This window comes from Pseudomonas sp. GL_139_B (assembly GCF_057834475.1).
In genome coordinates this window covers 1322038-1339361 of sequence record NZ_CM174403.1, presented here as the reverse complement: position 1 = coordinate 1339361, position 17324 = coordinate 1322038, and the positions used below count along the sequence as shown (strand labels likewise).

The following is a 17324-nucleotide window of genomic DNA, read 5'->3' as shown; positions in this document are numbered from 1 at the left end:
ATGTCGAAATTTTTTATCGACCGTCCGATTTTCGCCTGGGTGATAGCCCTGGTGATCATGCTGGTCGGTGCATTATCGATCCTCAAACTGCCGATCAACCAATACCCGAGCATTGCGCCTCCGGCAATCGCCATTTCCGTTGCCTATCCGGGTGCTTCGGCACAAACCGTACAGGACACCGTGGTGCAGGTGATCGAGCAACAGCTCAACGGTATCGACCACCTGCGTTATGTGTCCTCGGAAAGTAACTCCGACGGCACCATGACCATCACGGCGACCTTCGAGCAAGGCACCAACTCCGATACCGCGCAGGTTCAGGTCCAGAACAAACTGAACCTGGCCACCCCGTTGCTGCCGCAAGAAGTGCAGCAGCAAGGTATCCGCGTCACCAAGGCGGTGAAGAACTTCCTGTTGGTGATCGGCGTGGTCTCGCGTGATGGCAGCATGACCAAGGACGACCTGTCGAACTACATCGTATCGAACATGCAGGACCCGATTTCGCGGACGGCCGGTGTCGGTGACTTCCAGGTATTCGGCTCCCAGTACGCCATGCGTATCTGGCTCGACCCGGCCAAGTTGAACAACTTCAACCTGACCCCGATCGATGTCAAAAATGCCATCGCCGCACAGAACGTCCAGGTGTCGTCCGGCCAGCTTGGCGGCTTGCCTGCCCTGCCCGGCACACAGCTGAACGCCACGATCATCGGCAAGACCCGCCTGCAGACCGCTGAGCAATTCAATAAAATCCTGCTCAAGGTCAACAAGGACGGCTCCCAGGTTCGCTTGAAAGATGTCGCTGACGTCGGTCTGGGTGGTGAAAACTACAGCATCAATGCGCAGTTCAACGGCGCCCCGGCCTCCGGTCTGGCGGTAAAGCTGGCCACTGGCGCTAACGCTCTGGATACCGCCACCGCCCTGCGCAAGACCATCGACGACCTCAAGCCGTTCTTCCCGGAAGGGATGGAAGTGGTGTTCCCGTATGACACTACCCCGGTGGTGACCGAGTCGATCAAAGGTGTGGTTCACACCCTGGTCGAAGCGGTTGCACTGGTGTTCCTGGTGATGTTTCTGTTCCTGCAAAACTTCCGCGCCACCATCATCACCACGATGACCGTGCCGGTGGTGTTGCTGGGTACGTTCGGCATCCTCGCGGCTGCCGGTTTCAGCATCAACACCCTGACCATGTTCGGTATGGTCCTGGCCATTGGCTTGCTGGTGGACGACGCCATCGTTGTGGTGGAAAACGTCGAGCGGGTGATGAGTGAAGAAGGCCTGTCGCCCAAGGAAGCCACCAAAAAATCCATGGGCCAGATCCAGGGAGCATTGGTGGGTATCGCCCTGGTGCTGTCGGCAGTTCTGCTGCCAATGGCGTTCTTCAGCGGCTCCACCGGCGTGATCTACAAGCAGTTCTCGATCACCATCGTCTCGGCCATGGCCTTGTCGGTACTGGTTGCACTGATCTTCACGCCGGCGCTCTGCGCCACGATGCTCAAGCCCATTCCCAAGGGTGAGCACGGCGTACCCAAGCGCGGCTTCTTCGGTTGGTTTAACCGCAACTTTGATCGGGGCGTCAAAAGCTACGAGCGAGGCGTGGGCAGCATGCTCACGCAAAAGGCGCCGTACCTGTTGGCCTACCTCCTCATCATTGTCGGCATGATCTGGCTGTTCACCCGTATCCCGACGGCGTTCCTGCCTGAAGAAGACCAGGGTGTACTGTTTGCCCAAGTGCAGACGCCGGCCGGTTCAACCTCCCAGCGCACCCAGGTGGTCGTGGACGAGATGCGTGAATTCCTGTTGCGTCCGGGCAAGGATGGCGGTGAAGGCGATGCGGTGAACTCGGTGTTTACCGTGACCGGGTTCAACTTCGCCGGTCGTGGCCAGAGCTCGGGTATGGCGTTCATCATGCTCCGGCCATGGGACGAACGTAACGCCGACAACAACGTGTTCAAGGTGGCGGCCCGTGCCCAGCAGCACTTCTTCACCTTCCGTGATGCCATGGTGTTTGCCTTCGCACCACCGGCGGTACTGGAACTGGGTAACGCCACCGGTTTCGACGTGTTCCTTCAGGACCGTGCCGGTATCGGTCACGAAAAGCTGATGCAGGCACGCAACCAGTTCCTCGGCATGGCAGCGCAAAGCAAGATTCTGACCCAGGTCCGTCCCAACGGCCTGAACGACGAACCGCAATACCAACTGGAAATCGATGACGAGAAGGCCAGTGCCCTGGGCATTACCATCGCTGACATCAACAACACCCTGTCGATCGCACTGGGCAGTAGCTACGTCAACGACTTCATCGACCGTGGTCGCGTGAAGAAGGTTTACGTACAAGGTCAGCCCGGCTCGCGTATGAGCCCTGAAGACCTGAAGAAATGGTATGTGCGCAACAGCGCCGGCACCATGGTTCCGTTCACGGCGTTTGCCAAGGGTGAATGGATTTATGGGTCGCCGAAGCTGGCCCGTTACAACGGCGTCGAAGCGATGGAAATCCTCGGCTCCCCGGCGCCGGGCTATTCCACCGGTGAAGCCATGGCCGAAGTCGAAGCCCTTGCCGCCAAACTGCCAGCGGGTGTCGGTATTTCCTGGACCGGCCTGTCGTACGAGGAACGGTTGTCCGGTTCGCAAGCGCCAGCGCTGTACGCCCTGTCGCTGCTGATGGTGTTCCTGTGTCTGGCGGCGTTGTATGAAAGCTGGTCGATCCCGATTGCGGTGATGCTGGTGGTGCCTTTGGGGATCATCGGTGCACTGATGGCGACCAGCCTGCGTGGCCTGTCCAACGACGTGTACTTCCAGGTGGGCCTGTTGACGACCATCGGCCTGGCGGCGAAAAACGCCATTCTGATTGTCGAATTTGCAAAGGAACTGCATGAGCAAGGGCGCAGCCTGCGCGATGCGGCGATTGAAGCCAGTCGGATGCGTTTGCGACCGATCATCATGACCTCGCTCGCCTTCGTCCTGGGTGTGGTGCCACTGGCCATTTCCACCGGTGCAGGTTCGGGTAGCCAGCATGCCATCGGCACCGGAGTGATTGGCGGTATGATCACCGCCACCGTTCTGGCGATCTTCTGGGTCCCACTGTTCTTCGTCACTGTGTCGTCCATCGGTCAGCGCAAAAAAGTCGACCAGGATGACGCCACTGAAACTCCTAAAGAGGCTGGCCAATGAGCAAGTCGCTACTCTCCCTAGCCGTCGCCGCGTTTGTGCTTGGTGGCTGCTCGCTGATACCCGACTATCAGCAGCCTGAGGCACCGGTGGCAAGCCAATACCCGCAGGGCCCGGCGTATTCGCCGGCTCAGGCACCGAGCCAGGCTGCGGCGGAGCAAGGCTGGAAGCAGTTTTTCCATGACCCGGCCCTGCAACAGCTGATTCAGGTCGCACTGGAAAACAACCGTGACCTGCGTGTCGCGGCGCTGAACATCGATGCCTTTGCGGCTCAATACCGCATCCAGCGTGCCGACCTGTTCCCGGCCGTATCGGCCAATGGCAGCGGTAACCGCCAGCGCGTTCCGGATAACGCTACGCAGACCGGCCAGTCAGGTATCGTCAGTTCCTACTCAGCCACAGTCGGCATCAGTGCCTATGAACTCGACATGTTTGGTCGGGTTCGCAGCCTGAGTGAAGAAGCGCTACAAAAATACTTCGCCACGGAAGAAGGTCGACGCAGCACGCAAATCAGCCTGGTGGCCAACGTGGCCAACGCCTACCTGACCTGGCAAGCCGACAAGGAACTGCTGAAAGTCACCCAGGACACCCTCGGTGCGTTCGAGGAGAGCTACAAGCTCACCGCGCGCAGTGCCGAAGTCGGTGTGGCGTCGGCGCTGGACCTCGCCCAGTCACGCACCTCGGTGGAAAACGCCCGGGCGCAACTGGCGAAGTACACCCGCCAGGTCGCTCAGGATGAAAACAGTCTGGTGCTGCTGCTCGGCACCGGCATCCCGGCCAACCTGCAAGCCGCGAAGCCGCTGTCTGACGATTTGCTCAGTGATGTGCCAGCCGGTCTGCCATCGGACTTACTGCAACGTCGTCCGGACATCCTCCAGGCTGAATACAACCTCAAGGCCGCCAACGCCAATATTGGCGCGGCACGGGCTGCGTTCTTCCCGAGCATCAGCCTGACGGCCAACGCCGGCACCCTGAGCCCGGACTTGTCCGGTCTGTTCAAGGGTGGTTCGGGTACCTGGTTGTTCCAGCCGCAGATCAACTTGCCGATCTTCAACGCCGGCAGCCTGCGCGCCAGCCTGGATTACTCGAAGATCCAGAAAGACATCGGCGTGGCGAACTACGAGAAGTCCATTCAAACGGCCTTCCAGGAAGTCGCCGACGGCCTGGCCGCCCGCCAGACCTACACCGCTCAGTTACAGGCTCAGCGTGACTTCGTCACCGCCAACCAGGAATACTACCGTCTGGCCCAGCGTCGTTACCTCATTGGTGTCGATAGCAACCTGACCTTCCTCGATGCCCAGCGTCAGCTGTTCAACGCCCAACAAGTGTTGATTACCGACCGTCTGGCGCAACTGGTCAGCGCGGTCAACCTGTACAAGGCCTTGGGTGGCGGCTGGAATCAGCAGACCGCCAAGGTCGAACCGTTGAAAGAAGAAGCGCCGAAGATGAAGTATTTCTGATAGCGCTCTGAACACAGGAAGCCCACCTTTTCGGTGGGCTTTTTGTTGGCTGTTGAAAAGTTGAGTGGCCAGTTCCGGCCCCTTCGCGAGCAGGCTCGCTCCCACAGGGGATCTTCAATCAACACAATACTGATGAACAACAGAGATCAATGTGGGAGCCAGCCTGCTCGCGAAGAGGCCCGCCCACTCGCCACAAATCACTCGCCAAATCTTACGTTCGATAATCGCCCAAATCTCGCTTTCACCAATTGAACCATCTAGTACATTCCCCGCACCATCCTTCGCACAAGACCAACAACATCAGGTTCACCCCATGCGCCCTGCCCTGTCCGGCTGATATCACTGCGTTTAATCAATCAGTTCTTTTGACTGCGACCCTACGTTGCGGCAGTGCCCTGTTTCATCCCCAAAAATTAGAGAGACCCGAGCCCATGACGCCTTCCACCGCGCAGTATTTCTTCCCTGGCCTGATTGCCATTGCTGTGACCACGGCGGCCCTGCCCGCCCAAGCCGAGGACTCGGGGTTTGTCGAAGGCGCCAAGGTCAACCTGAACCTGCGCAATTTCTACATCAACCGCAACTTCACCAACCCGGCCTTCCCCCAAGGCAAGGCTGAAGAGTGGACGCAGAACTTCATTTTCGACGCCAAGTCCGGTTTCACCCAAGGCCCGGTGGGATTCGGTGCGGATGTGCTCGGACTGCTGTCGGTCAAACTCGATGGCGGTAAAGGCACCGGCGGCACGCAGTTGTTGCCAATTGGCAGTGACGGTCGCCCTGCCGACAGCTTCGGCCGTCTGGGAGTAGCCGGGAAGATGAAAGTGAGTAAAACCGAAGTGAAGGTCGGTGAATGGATGCCAGTACTGCCCATCCTGCGTTCAGACGATGGCCGCTCGCTGCCACAAACCTTCCAGGGTGGCCAGTTGACGTCCACCGAAATCAACGGCCTGACGATCTACGGTGGCCAGTTCCGCCAGAACAGTCCGCGTAACGATGCGAGCATGCAAGACATGTTCATGAACGGCAAATCCGCTGCCATCACTTCGGACCGTTTCAACTTTGGTGGCGGTGAATACACCTTCAACGACAAACGCACCCAGGTGGGTGCCTGGTACGCAGAACTCAGCGACATCTACCAGCAACAGTATTACAACCTGAACCACAGCCAGCCGATTGGCGACTGGGTCCTCGGCGCCAACCTTGGTTATTTCATCGGCAAGGAAAACGGCAGCGCCCTGGACGGCGATCTCGACAACAAAACCGGGTTCGCCATGCTCTCGGCCAAATACGGTGGCAGCACCTTCTACGTCGGCCTGCAAAAACTCACCGGTGACGATCAATGGATGCGCGTCAACGGCACCAGCGGCGGTACCCTGGCCAACGACAGCTACAACTCCAGCTACGACAACGCCCAGGAAAAATCCTGGCAGGTGCGCCACGACTACAACTTCGTCGCCCTCGGCGTGCCGGGCCTGACAATGATGAACCGCTACATCAGCGGCGATAATGTGCACACCGGCACAATCACTGACGGCACGGAATGGGGTCGCGAATCGGAACTGGCCTACACCGTGCAAAGCGGTCCATTGAAAAGCCTCAACGTCAAATGGCGCAACGCGAGCATCCGCAAGAGCTTCAGCACTAACGAGTTCGATGAGAACCGGGTGATCATCAATTATCCGATCAGTTTGCTGTAAGGGAATCCCACCACGAAAAACCAAAACACCAAGCCACATCGGAAGTGGCTTATTCAAAAACGTCGAACATGCTTTCGTTGCCGGACAATCTTATAACCAATCTAACGCCCTTCTATTATTAAAACGACTTAAAGCCTGTTAGTTCTAACAGTAGTTTGCCATCCACCAGGTTTCTAATATCTGCTTAAAGCAACACCTCGCAGATGACAACCATGGAAGGGAATACTATGAGCTGGTGGCAGATCGACACATTGATTATGTTTTCTTATGGCTTCGTCCACTCCTGCCTGACAACCCGTCCAGCGATGAAACTTTACGAAATATTCTTCCCGGAATGGAGTTGGAACATCGGCATGTGCGTGTTTTCTGCCGCAACGCTGGCACTCGGCATTGTTTACTGGCAACCCTCGGGAGATTACATCTATGTATTGATTCCGGGTAGCCCGCTGTTTCACTTCGCAGCGTTATCAATGGTGACTCTACTAGGTCTAACTATTTACTGCTTTCGTTATACCTCCACCTTTTGGCAGTGGCTCGGTGCTCACCAATTAATTGCCAAATTAAAAGGTCAAAAACCCCCTACGCCTTACCGAATGAACGTACAAGGCATCAAGCGATACATACGTTTCCCCCATCATACTTTTCTGATGTTGTTTTTCTGGGCCCACCCGATCATGACCTACGACACATTGCTTTTTTCGGTCGGTGCCACGATCTATATGTATTTGGGTACATGGCACATGGACAAACGTCTGGAGTCCATTTTTGGAAATGAATGGCGAGCTTATAAAAAAGTGACTGGATTAATGCTGCCGTCACCTAAAGCATGGTCACAACTTTTTGCAGATCTTCGTCAACCGCGCAATGCTATTTAACCCAGTGCCGCACATTGCGTTTAAACCTCTTTGCAAGGATGCAAGCCATGTTTGAAAAAGAGCTCAAGCCGTATCAGGATCGATTGGCCCAACACCCGATTTATAGCGCTATCCGTTCGGTCGAACACGTCAGAATATTCATGAGTCGTCATGTATTTGCAGTATGGGACTTTATGAGCCTGGCCAAACGCCTGCAACGCGACTTCACTTGTGTCGAGCTACCCTGGATGCCGGTGCTGAATGAAGATAGCGCCCGCCTCATCAATGAAATCATCACCGGCGAAGAATCGGACATTGGCCATGATGGCCAGCCGGCCAGTCATTTCCGTCTGTACCTAGACGCAATGATTGAAGTCAGTGCGCCCACTGAAAAAATCGAGACGTTTATCAGTCAATTCGCCCTTACTTATGCACTAGGGAAGGCACTAAACCAGGCCCGTGTTCCTGCGTACGTACAGACGTTTGTTAAACACACTATTAAGACCGCTCGCAACGGCTCGACTGCCGAAGTGGCCAGCAGCTTTCTTTTTGGCCGCGAAGACCCGATCCCCGAAATGTTCCAGACCTTAATGAAACGTTGGGGGCTAACGGCTCAACAAGCGCCCAAGTTGACTTACTACCTGAATCGACACATCGAAGTGGACAGTGGCGACCACGGACCAGGCGCACAAAAAATGTTGTCTCGATCAATCATCACGCCGCAGGTGCGGGAAAAAGCATTGCGGGCGGCCATTGACGCTATCGAGCAGCGAATCAGGTTATGGAACGGTATCTACCGTGAAATAAAAAAGTCGGATGCAGGTGCCTAGTCATTCACTGACCACTCATGGCCACAGAGGACTACCTCATGCCCACGCTACGAAAACTTAAGGCTTCAGTTAGCACTACCGACTGGGACGCCAAGGCCTATCAGCAATTCTCCCGACTTCGACAACGACCGGTGAACGAATTGCTCGACCGTGTCGACATCAAAAACCCCAAACACATCTACGACCTGGGTTGCGGCACGGGCATTGCGACGCAGGTTCTGGCCAAGCGCTGGCCCCGAGCGCACCTGTTGGGCATCGACAGCTCGGAGCAAATGCTTCAGGAGGCCAGGTGTTTGCCGATCAAAGCCCGGTGGAAGCAATGCGACCTGCAAAACTGGCAACCCGAACAACCCGCCGACCTGCTGTTTGCCGCCGCCGTGCTGCATTTCATCGACGATCATCCACAGCTGTTGCCTCGATTGCTCAAGCACTTGAACCCGGGCGGTTGTCTGGCGGCGCACATGCCCGATTGGCGCGATGCGGTGTGGTATCAACTGATGCTCGACACCCTCGACAATGGAGGCCACGACGGTCAGCCGCTGGGCACTCCGCAGCTACGTGAAAGCATGGCGCGGCGGCCATTGTTGTCGCTGGAGGACTACTACCGCTTGCTGGCGCCGCGCTGCGCAACACTGGATATCTGGGAAACCGAGCAGCTACAGGTCGTCGACGGCAAGTCGCCGATTTATGACTGGATCAAGGTGTCGGCGTTGCGGGCGGTGATGCAGGGGTTGGAGGATGACGAACAGGCCAGGTTCATCTATCACTTCACGATGCGGGTGCATGCGCATTACCCGCAGGAAGATGACGGGCATACGTTGTTTCCGTTCAAGCGGGTTTTCATTGTGGCCACTGTGTAGGCCATGACATCGCCTTCGCGGGCAAGCCCGCCCCACATTTGAAACGCATTCCCCTGTAGGAGCGTGGCTTGCCCGCGATGGCGTCAGTTCAGACAACAAAAAAATTGAATGTTAATCCCGCGACTCAACCCCCAACTCATCCCAAACCGACTCCGCCAAGTGGAATGTCGCATTTGCCGCCGGGATGCCGCAGTAGATCGCGCTCTGCATGATCACTTCCTTGATCTCGCCACGGGTTACGCCGTTGTTGGCTGCGGCTCGCAGGTGCAGTTTCAGTTCTTCGTTGCGATTCATGCCGATCAGCATGGAAATGGTGATCAGGCTGCGGGTGTGGCGCGGCAGGCCCGGGCGGGTCCAGATGTCGCCCCAGGCGTGGCGGGTGATCATCTCCTGAAATTCCGAGTTGAACTCGGTCAGGGCGGTCAGACTGCGGTCGACGTGAGCATCGCCAAGCACTGCGCGACGGACTTTCATGCCCTCGTCGTAACGTTGTTTCTCGTCCACAACAATCCCCTTAATGAGCGTTCAAAAACGCCAAAACCCGCTCGCTGAACGCAGCGCTGGCCTGGACGTTGGACAAGTGCGCGGCGTAGAACTCGGCGTATTCGGCACCTGGCACATGTTCTTGAATGAAGTGTCCGCCAGACGGCGGCGTAACCGCGTCCTCAGTGCCGGCGATGACCAGCAGCGGCGCCTTGATCGAAGACAACTGCTCACGGAAGTCCGCATCACGCACCGCCGCGCAATTGGCCGCGTAGCCTTGAGGCGAAGTGGCGGCCAGCATGTCGGTGATCTGCTTCGCAGCAGATGGATTGGCTTCGACAAAGTCCGGGGTAAACCAGCGCGCAATCGAGGCATCGCGCAGCGCAACCATGGCAGCCGGACCGTCACGCAGCACGGTTTCAATGCGCGGGTTCCAGATCGACGGATCGCCGATTTTCGCGGCGGTGTTGCATACCACCAGTTTGTTCAATCGATCACCGGCATGGATCCCCAGCCACTGGCCGATCAGACCGCCCATCGACAGACCGCAGAAATGTGCGCGTTCAATGTGCAACGCATCCAGCAGCGCCAACACGTCGCGGCTCAGTTGCTCGATGCTGTACGGTCCCGGCGTCACCAGCGATTTACCATGGCCACGGGTGTCGAAGCGCAGCACCCGGAAATGTTCGGTGAACGCCGCAATCTGCGCGTCCCACATGTGCAGGTCGGTGCCCAGCGAGTTGGACAGCACCAGCACTGGCGCATGTTCAGGTCCATCAAGTTGGTAATGCAGTTCGCCCTCGGCGAGTTGTACAGAAGCCACAGCAATCTCCTTCAGGCAGTCAATGCAGAATGTTCAGCTATCGCCCGCTCGACCCAGGTCTTGGCCTGGCCGAGGTAATGGGCGGGATCCAGCAAATGATCGAGTTCAGCAGCCGAAAGCTCGGCAGTCACTTGCGGCTCGTCACCGAGGACGGCGCGCAGATGACGCTGTTGCGCCACCGCACGTTTGCAGCAGAGTTCCAATAGATGATGCGCAGTGTCGCGACCAACCCGTTGGGCAAGGACGATGCTCACCGCTTCAGCCAACACCAGGCCTTGGGTCAAATCAAGGTTGCGAGCCATGCGATTCGCGTCCACTTCCAGCCCCTGCGCCACCAGTAAGGCTTGCTTGAGGCTACCGGACACCAGGCAGCAAATCTCTGGCAGGGTTTCCCACTCGGCATGCCATAGACCGAGGCTGCGTTCGTGTTCCTGCGGCATCGCGCTGAAGAGTGTCGAGAGTAAGCCCGGCACACGCGTCGCCGCACCGATCAGCACTGCTGCACCGACCGGGTTGCGTTTGTGCGGCATGGTCGAGGAACCGCCCTTGCCCGGCGCCGACGGTTCGAAGACTTCGCCCGCCTCGGTTTGCATCAACAGGCTGATGTCGCGGCCAAGTTTGCCCAGGCTGCCGGCGATCAATCCCAGCACCGAGCCAAACTCCACCAGGCGATCACGCTGGGTGTGCCATGGCTGATCCGGCAAGGTCAGTTGCAGCTCCTTGGCCAATGCTTCAGCAATCGGTATCGCCTGTGCACCGAGGGCTGCCAGAGTTCCGGAGGCGCCACCAAATTGCAGCACTAACAGACGAGGCTTGAGCTCTTGCAAGCGTTGACGGCTGCGAGTGACCGCCCCCAGCCAACCAGCGATTTTCATGCCGAGGGTGACCGGTGTTGCATGCTGCAACCAAGTGCGGCCGGCCAAAGGTGTAGCGACATAACGTTTGGCTTGAGTCGCGAGGGTGTCGCCCAGTTGCGCCAGATCACTTTCGATCAGCCCCAGCGCCCCACGCAATTGCAACACCAGCCCGGAGTCCATCACGTCTTGGCTGGTCGCGCCCAAATGCACATAACGCTCGGCTTCGGCATCACTGGCCGCGATTTGCTTGCCCAACGCCTTGACCAATGGAATGGCGGAATTGCCCGCAGTGGCAATCGCCTCGCCGAGGGCGGCAAAGTCGTAATGCCCGGCCTGACACGCAGCTTCAATCGGGGCGACAGCCGTTTGCGGAATCAACCCGACACGCGCCTCGGCCCGGGCCAGCGCGGCTTCGAAATCGAGCATGGCCTGTACGCGGCCTTGATCGCAGAACACCTCACGCATATCGCGCGCAGTGAAATAGGCATCGAACAATTGATTGCCCGGTCGCTCGTTCATAAACAGTCCCTGGAGGCGCGAGCCCGTGAGGCCCGCGCGTAAAGATCAAAGGTCGTGGTGCAAATACTTCGCCTGTTTCGGCAGGCGCAAACTGAACAGGAACGCCACTGCCATCATCACTGTGACGTACCAGTAGAAGGCGTTTTCCATGCCCACGGCTTTCAGGCTCAGGGCGACGTATTCTGCTGAACCGCCGAAAATCGCATTCGCCACCGCGTACGCCAGGCCGACACCCAGGGCACGCACCTCCGGCGGGAACATTTCGGCTTTTACCAGGCCACTGATCGAGGTGTAGAAACTCACGATCGCCAGCGCCACAGTAATCAGCACAAAGGCCAGGAACGGACTGCTGACGCTTTTCAAGCTCAACAGAATCGGCACGGTGCACAACGTTCCGAGCGCGCCGAACCAGAGCATCGAGTTCCGGCGGCCGATCTTGTCGGCGAGCATGCCGAACACCGGCTGCATGCACATATAAAGGAACAGCGCGCCGGTCATGATGTAACTGGCAGTCTTGGCCTGCATGCCGGCCGTGTTCACCAGGTACTTCTGCATGTACGTGGTGAAGGTATAGAAAATCAGCGAGCCACCGGCGGTATAACCGAGCACGGTAATGAACGCGGCTTTATGGTCGCGGAACAACGCACTGATGCTGCCGGCGTCTTTGTTTTCACGCATTTCCTTGCTGCTGGTTTCTTTCAGAGAACGACGCAGGAACAGCGAAATCAACGCGGCCAGCGCACCGACCACAAACGGAATCCGCCAGCCATAGGCACGCAAATCATCCTCGGTAAGGAACTGTTGCAGGATCACCACCAGCGACACCGCCAGCAACTGCCCGCCAATCAGCGTCACGTACTGGAACGAGGCGAAGAAGCCGCGCTGGCCCTTGAGCGCGACCTCACTCATGTAGGTGGCCGTGGTGCCGTATTCGCCGCCTACCGATAAGCCTTGAAGCAAACGCGCGAACAGCAACAGGATCGGCGCCCAGACCCCGATGCTGTTGTAGGTCGGCAGGCAGGCGATGAGCAATGAGCCGAAGCACATCATCAGCACCGAAATCATCATCGAGCTCTTGCGCCCGCGCTTGTCCGCCAGCCGGCCGAAAATCCAGCCGCCAATGGGGCGCATCAGGAACCCGGCGGCGAATACGCCAGCAGTGTTGACCAACTGAACCGTGGGGTTGTCAGACGGAAAAAAAGCCGGCGCAAAAAAGATCGCGCAAAAGGCGTAGACGTAGAAGTCGAACCATTCGACGAGGTTGCCGGACGAAGCGCCGACAATGGCGAAGATCCGCTTGCTGCGCTCTTCACCGGTGTAGTGTTCTGTAGTGGCGGTGGTTGTTGTCATTGTTTTTCACTCAATGGGGACAGTGAGAGTCTAGACACACTTCGCAACAGTCCTGTTCCCAAGTAGGCAATGCTGTCCCCTGTAGGAGTGAGCCCGCTCGCGATTGCGGTGTATCAGTGCCATCAATGCTGAATGACACTCCGCCCTCGCGAGCAGGCTCACTCCTACAGGGATTTGCGGTGTTTTCAGTAGTCGAAGAACACCGTCTCAGCATCAGTTCCTTGCAAAATCACATTCCACTGATAAACACCCGACGCATCTTTTTTCGCCAGCAACGTACTGCGGCGCTCGGCCGGAACACATTCCAGCAGCGGATCCGCCACGTTGGCCGGTTCGCCATCAAAGTAAATCCGCGTCAGCAAATGCTTGACCAACCCGCGAGCAAACACCAGCACCACCAGGTGCGGCGCCTGGGTGGAGCCCTTCAGGCCTGCAACCGTACCCGGTTTGATGGTGGTGAAACGAAAACGTCCTTCGGCATCCACCGGCACCCGGCCAAAGCCTTCGAAGTTCGGGTCCAGCGGTTTGTCCTGATCATCTTCCGGATGATCGTACTTGCCGGCGGCGTTGGCTTGCCAGACTTCCAGCATCGCGTCGTTGACGACGTCGCCGTTGCCATCGACAACTTGCCCGGTGATCGCCACGCGCTCGCCGAGGGTTTGCTCCACGGTCAGGTCTTCGCGGTTCAGCCAGGTCAGGCCGATGTGGTAATACGGCCCGACGGTGTGGGACGTGGTCGCGTTCAGCGTCATCTTATTTCTCCATCGGCGTGGCGTCGCGGCCGCGCAAGACGATGTCCCAGCGATAACCGAGGGCATAGGAAGGGATGGTTTTTTCCAGATCAAACGTCGCGATCAAACGCTCTTTGGCGCTGGTGTCCGGCACGCAGTTGTAGATCGGGTCGTAGGCCAGCAACGGATCGCCCGGGAAATACATCTGCGTGACCAGGCGCGTCAGAATGCTCGGCCCGAACAGTGAGAAATGGATGTGCGCCGGGCGCCACGCGTTGTGGTGGTTGCCCCATGGATAGGCACCAGGCTTGATGGTCTGGAACTGATACCAGCCGTCGGCGTCGGTCACGGTGCGGCCGGTGCCGGTGAAGTTGGGGTCCAGCGGCGCGTCATGCAGGTCGCGGGCGTGGTTGTAGCGACCGGCGGCGTTAGCCTGCCAGATTTCCACCAGAATCCCCGGCACCGGCAGACCGTTTTCATCCAGCACGCGGCCGTGAATGATGATGCGCTCGCCCTGTGGTTCGCCCTCGTGTTGGGCAGTCAGGTCGTTGTCTTTCTCATTAATGCGATCGGCGCCGATGGTCGGTCCGGTGATTTCCGACAGCGAGTGCGGCAAAAATACCAACGGCTTGGACGGCGAGCGCAGGTTGGTGGATTGATACGTCGGGTGCAGGTAGTCGGGCTGAGTGCCCTCCTGCGGGCGGCGGTAACCAGGCTTGTCAGTCATTTCGCTATCCTCTGTTCTTATAGGTCGACGCGGCGTGTCAGACGCGTTCGATCGCCAGGGCCAGACCCTGACCCACGCCAACGCACATGGTCGCCAGACCTTTCTTGCCACCGGTTTTTTCCAGCTGATGCAACGCGGTCAGCACCAGACGTGCACCGCTCATGCCCAGCGGATGGCCCAAGGCAATTGCGCCACCGTTCGGGTTGACCTGAGCCGCGTCGTCCGCCAGCCCCAGTTCACGCAGCACCGCCAAACCCTGGCTGGCGAAGGCTTCGTTGAGCTCGATCACGTCGAAATCGCTGACGGCCAAGCCAAGACGCTCGGTCAGTTTACGCACCGCCGGGACCGGGCCAATGCCCATCACCCGAGGCGCAACGCCGGCACTCGCCATGCCGAGCACTTTGGCGCGGGCGGTCAGGCCGTGTTTTTTCACCGCTTCAGCAGACGCCAGAATCAACGCCGCCGCACCATCGTTCACGCCCGAAGCGTTGCCGGCAGTGACGGTTTTGTCGGGGCCGTTGACCGGTTTGAGTTTGGCCAGCGTTTCCAGGGTGGTGTCGGCGCGAGGATGTTCGTCCTGCGTGACCACCGTTTCACCCTTCTTGTGGGCAATCCGCACTTCAACGATTTCTTCAGCGAAAAATCCTGCGGCTTGTGCAGCGGCTGTGCGCTGCTGGCTGCGCAGCGCGAAAGCGTCCTGGTCTTCACGGGACACTTCGTAATCGTCGGCCACGTTGTCGGCGGTCTGCGGCATCGCGTCCACGCCGTATTGCGCTTTCATCAACGGGTTGATGAAACGCCAGCCGATGGTGGTGTCTTCCAGCTTCATGTTGCGCGAGAACGCTGCATCAGCCTTACCCATCACGAAAGGCGCGCGGGACATCGACTCGACACCGCCGGCAATCGCCAACTCCATTTCGCCGCTGGCGATGGCGCGGAACGCAGTGCCAATGGCATCCATGCCTGACGCGCACAGGCGATTGAGCGTAATGCCGGGAATGCTTTCCGGCAGCCCGGCCAGCAGCAATGCCATGCGCGCAACGTTACGGTTGTCTTCGCCGGCCTGGTTGGCGCAGCCGAGGAACACCTCGTCCACCGCCGTCCAGTCCACCGACGGGTTGCGTTCCATCAGCGCCTTGATCGGCACGGCAGCCAGATCGTCCGCGCGGACGGCCGACAGACCGCCGCCGAAACGGCCGATGGGGGTGCGAATGGCGTCGCAGATATAAACGTCACGCATCAGGCTTCTCCGGGGGCTTGGCCATGGGCGGCGGCGGTGCGGGCTTCAAGATCGCGCAGTGCGGTCAATTCGACTTCGGTGGGCTCGGCAGTGTTTTCAACCGTGTCAGCGAAACGAATCGCCCAACCGGTGGCGGCAACCACTTGCTCACGGGTCACACCTGGGTGCAGTGCGGTGACCACAAATTCATGGGTGCCGGCTTCGGGTTCCATGATGCACAGGTCGGTAATAATGCCCACCGGACCGGCGCCCGGCAGACCGAGACGCTTGCGTGAATCACCGCCCTCGCCATGGCCGACCGAGGTAATGAAGTCGAGTTTATCGACGAAGGAACGCGCCGACTGCTTGAGGATAATCAGCACGCTTTTGGCCGAACCGGCAATCTCCGGCGCGCCACCAGCACCCGGCAGACGAACTTTCGGCGCATGGTAATCGCCGACCACGGTGGTGTTGATGTTGCCGAAACGGTCGACTTGCGCGGCGCCGAGGAAACCGACGTCAATACGCCCACCCTGCAACCAATAGCGAAAAATCTCACCGGTCGGGACCACGGTGTCAGCGGTTTCAGCCAGCTCACCGTCACCAATCGACAGTGGCAGTACGCTTGGTTTGGCGCCAATCGGACCCGATTCGTAGATCAGGACCACATCCGGCGAAGAAGTAAGACGCGCCAGGTTCGCCGCTTTCGACGGCAGGCCGATGCCGACGAAACACACCGAACCGTTTTTCAAACGGCGAGCGGCGGCAACGGTCATCATTTCATTGGTGGTGTAAGTCATTACTTGGCCTCCGAAGCAGCGGCCAGCTTGGCCTGGAACTCGCTGAAATCAGCGCAGCCGTGGATGTATTCGTTGATCCACGCGGTGAAGGTTTCACGGTCGCGGGCAATCGGGTCCCAGGCTTGGTAGAAACGGTTATCACGCTCGGTGTAACCGTGAGCGTAGGAAGGATGCGCGCCGCCGGGTACATGGCAGACTGCGCTCAAAGCCCAGGTCGGCAGTACACAAGCGTTCATCGGTGCATTGAGGTCGTCGACGATTTCTTCGACGGTGACGATGCAACGCTTTGCGGCCAGTGCGGCTTCTTTCTGCACACCAAGAATGCCCCACAGCAGCACGTTGCCTTTGCGGTCGGCTTTCTGCGCGTGAATGACTGTGATGTCCGGACGCACCGAAGGCACCGCTGCGAGCACTTCGCCGGTAAACGGGCAGGTGACGGTTTTGATCAGCGGATTGACCTTCGGCAGGTCGGAACCGGCGTAAGCCCGCAGCACCGCGAATGGTAGGCCGGAGGCGCCAGCGACATAGGCATTGGCGAGGTCGGCGTGGCTGTGTTCTTCGATTTCCAGCGCGTGCGGCCACTGCTTCTCAACTGCGTCACGCAGACGGTGCAGCGAACCGACACCCGGGTTGCCACCCCAGGAGAAAATCAACTTGCGAGCACAACCGGCGCCGATCAACTGGTCGTAGATCAGGTCCGGGGTCATGCGTACCAGTGTCAGGTCTTTCTTGCCCTGACGAATGATTTCATGACCCGCCGCCGTAGGGATCAGATGAGTAAAGCCTTCGAGCGCGACTGTATCGCCGTCGTTTACGAATTGCTTCACCGCGTCGTGCAGCGAAAGGATTTCAGCCATGGGGCAGGCTCCCGTTTTGTTGTGAACCGACAGTGGAAGAAAAAGGCGCGATGCGCAGCGCCGGAATGACTGAAGGTTAAGCCTGTGCAAAACGCCAA

Annotated in this window: 15 protein-coding genes; 6 read left to right on the top strand and 9 right to left on the bottom strand. The window is 58.5% G+C overall.

Annotation, left to right across the window (positions count from 1 at the left end; all coding sequences use genetic code 11):
• The 6 genes from emhB (at window position 1) to AC3ISI_RS05950 (ending at window position 8860) form a co-directional block, all read left to right on the top strand.
• Window positions 1-3165, top strand: a complete 3165-nt coding sequence (gene emhB, locus AC3ISI_RS05975; RefSeq protein WP_489335904.1) for an efflux RND transporter permease subunit EmhB — start codon at window positions 1-3, stop codon at window positions 3163-3165.
• Window positions 3162-4622: an efflux RND transporter outer membrane subunit EmhC gene (gene emhC / locus AC3ISI_RS05970; protein ID WP_489335902.1), complete on the top strand. Its 1461-nt coding sequence runs from the start codon at window positions 3162-3164 to the stop codon at window positions 4620-4622. Before emhB ends, emhC begins: the two co-directional genes overlap by 4 nt.
• A 431-nt stretch (window positions 4623-5053) precedes the next feature.
• A complete protein-coding gene (locus AC3ISI_RS05965; RefSeq protein WP_489335901.1) occupies window positions 5054-6316 on the top strand; it encodes an OprD family porin in 1263 nt (420 codons plus the stop codon).
• Window positions 6317-6543: 227 nt separating this feature from the next.
• Complete coding sequence (locus AC3ISI_RS05960; RefSeq protein ID WP_489335899.1) at window positions 6544-7191, top strand: hypothetical protein; 648 nt, start codon at window positions 6544-6546, stop codon at window positions 7189-7191.
• 47 nt (window positions 7192-7238) lie between these two features.
• Window positions 7239-8000 (top strand): DUF3050 domain-containing protein, encoded by a 762-nt coding sequence (locus AC3ISI_RS05955; protein WP_489335898.1) that lies wholly within the window; start codon window positions 7239-7241, stop codon window positions 7998-8000.
• A 38-nt stretch (window positions 8001-8038) separates the two neighbouring features.
• Window positions 8039-8860, top strand: coding sequence for a methyltransferase domain-containing protein (locus tag AC3ISI_RS05950; protein ID WP_489335897.1), 822 nt, complete (start codon window positions 8039-8041; stop codon window positions 8858-8860).
• Window positions 8861-8971: 111 nt separating this feature from the next.
• Here AC3ISI_RS05950 and pcaC read toward each other — a convergent pair whose 3' ends face one another.
• From pcaC to AC3ISI_RS05905, 9 genes are all read right to left on the bottom strand, one after another.
• Window positions 8972-9364: a 4-carboxymuconolactone decarboxylase gene (gene pcaC, locus AC3ISI_RS05945; protein ID WP_489335896.1), complete on the bottom strand. Its 393-nt coding sequence runs from the start codon at window positions 9362-9364 to the stop codon at window positions 8972-8974.
• A 10-nt stretch (window positions 9365-9374) separates the two neighbouring features.
• On the bottom strand, window positions 9375-10166 hold the full coding sequence (gene pcaD / locus AC3ISI_RS05940; protein WP_489335894.1) for a 3-oxoadipate enol-lactonase: 792 nt from the start codon (window positions 10164-10166) through the stop codon (window positions 9375-9377).
• Between the two features lie 11 nt (window positions 10167-10177).
• Window positions 10178-11542 (bottom strand): 3-carboxy-cis,cis-muconate cycloisomerase, encoded by a 1365-nt coding sequence (locus tag AC3ISI_RS05935; RefSeq protein ID WP_489335893.1) that lies wholly within the window; start codon window positions 11540-11542, stop codon window positions 10178-10180.
• Between the two features lie 45 nt (window positions 11543-11587).
• Complete coding sequence (locus AC3ISI_RS05930; protein WP_489335892.1) at window positions 11588-12892, bottom strand: MFS family transporter; 1305 nt, start codon at window positions 12890-12892, stop codon at window positions 11588-11590.
• Window positions 12893-13077: 185 nt separating this feature from the next.
• A complete protein-coding gene (gene pcaG, locus AC3ISI_RS05925) occupies window positions 13078-13644 on the bottom strand; it encodes a protocatechuate 3,4-dioxygenase subunit alpha (protein ID WP_489335891.1) in 567 nt (188 codons plus the stop codon).
• Between the two features lies 1 nt (window position 13645).
• A complete protein-coding gene (gene pcaH / locus AC3ISI_RS05920; RefSeq protein WP_489335889.1) occupies window positions 13646-14350 on the bottom strand; it encodes a protocatechuate 3,4-dioxygenase subunit beta in 705 nt (234 codons plus the stop codon).
• Window positions 14351-14387: 37 nt separating this feature from the next.
• The gene (gene pcaF, locus AC3ISI_RS05915; RefSeq protein ID WP_489337631.1) at window positions 14388-15593 is read right to left on the bottom strand and encodes a 3-oxoadipyl-CoA thiolase; all 1206 of its coding nucleotides are present in this window, start codon (window positions 15591-15593) and stop codon (window positions 14388-14390) included.
• Window positions 15590-16369, bottom strand: coding sequence for a CoA-transferase subunit beta (locus AC3ISI_RS05910; protein ID WP_007947286.1), 780 nt, complete (start codon window positions 16367-16369; stop codon window positions 15590-15592). The genes pcaF and AC3ISI_RS05910 overlap by 4 nt, the downstream gene beginning before the upstream one ends.
• On the bottom strand, window positions 16369-17226 hold the full coding sequence (locus AC3ISI_RS05905) for a CoA transferase subunit A (protein ID WP_223512219.1): 858 nt from the start codon (window positions 17224-17226) through the stop codon (window positions 16369-16371). Before AC3ISI_RS05905 ends, AC3ISI_RS05910 begins: the two co-directional genes overlap by 1 nt.
• Window positions 17227-17324 lie beyond the last annotated feature (98 nt).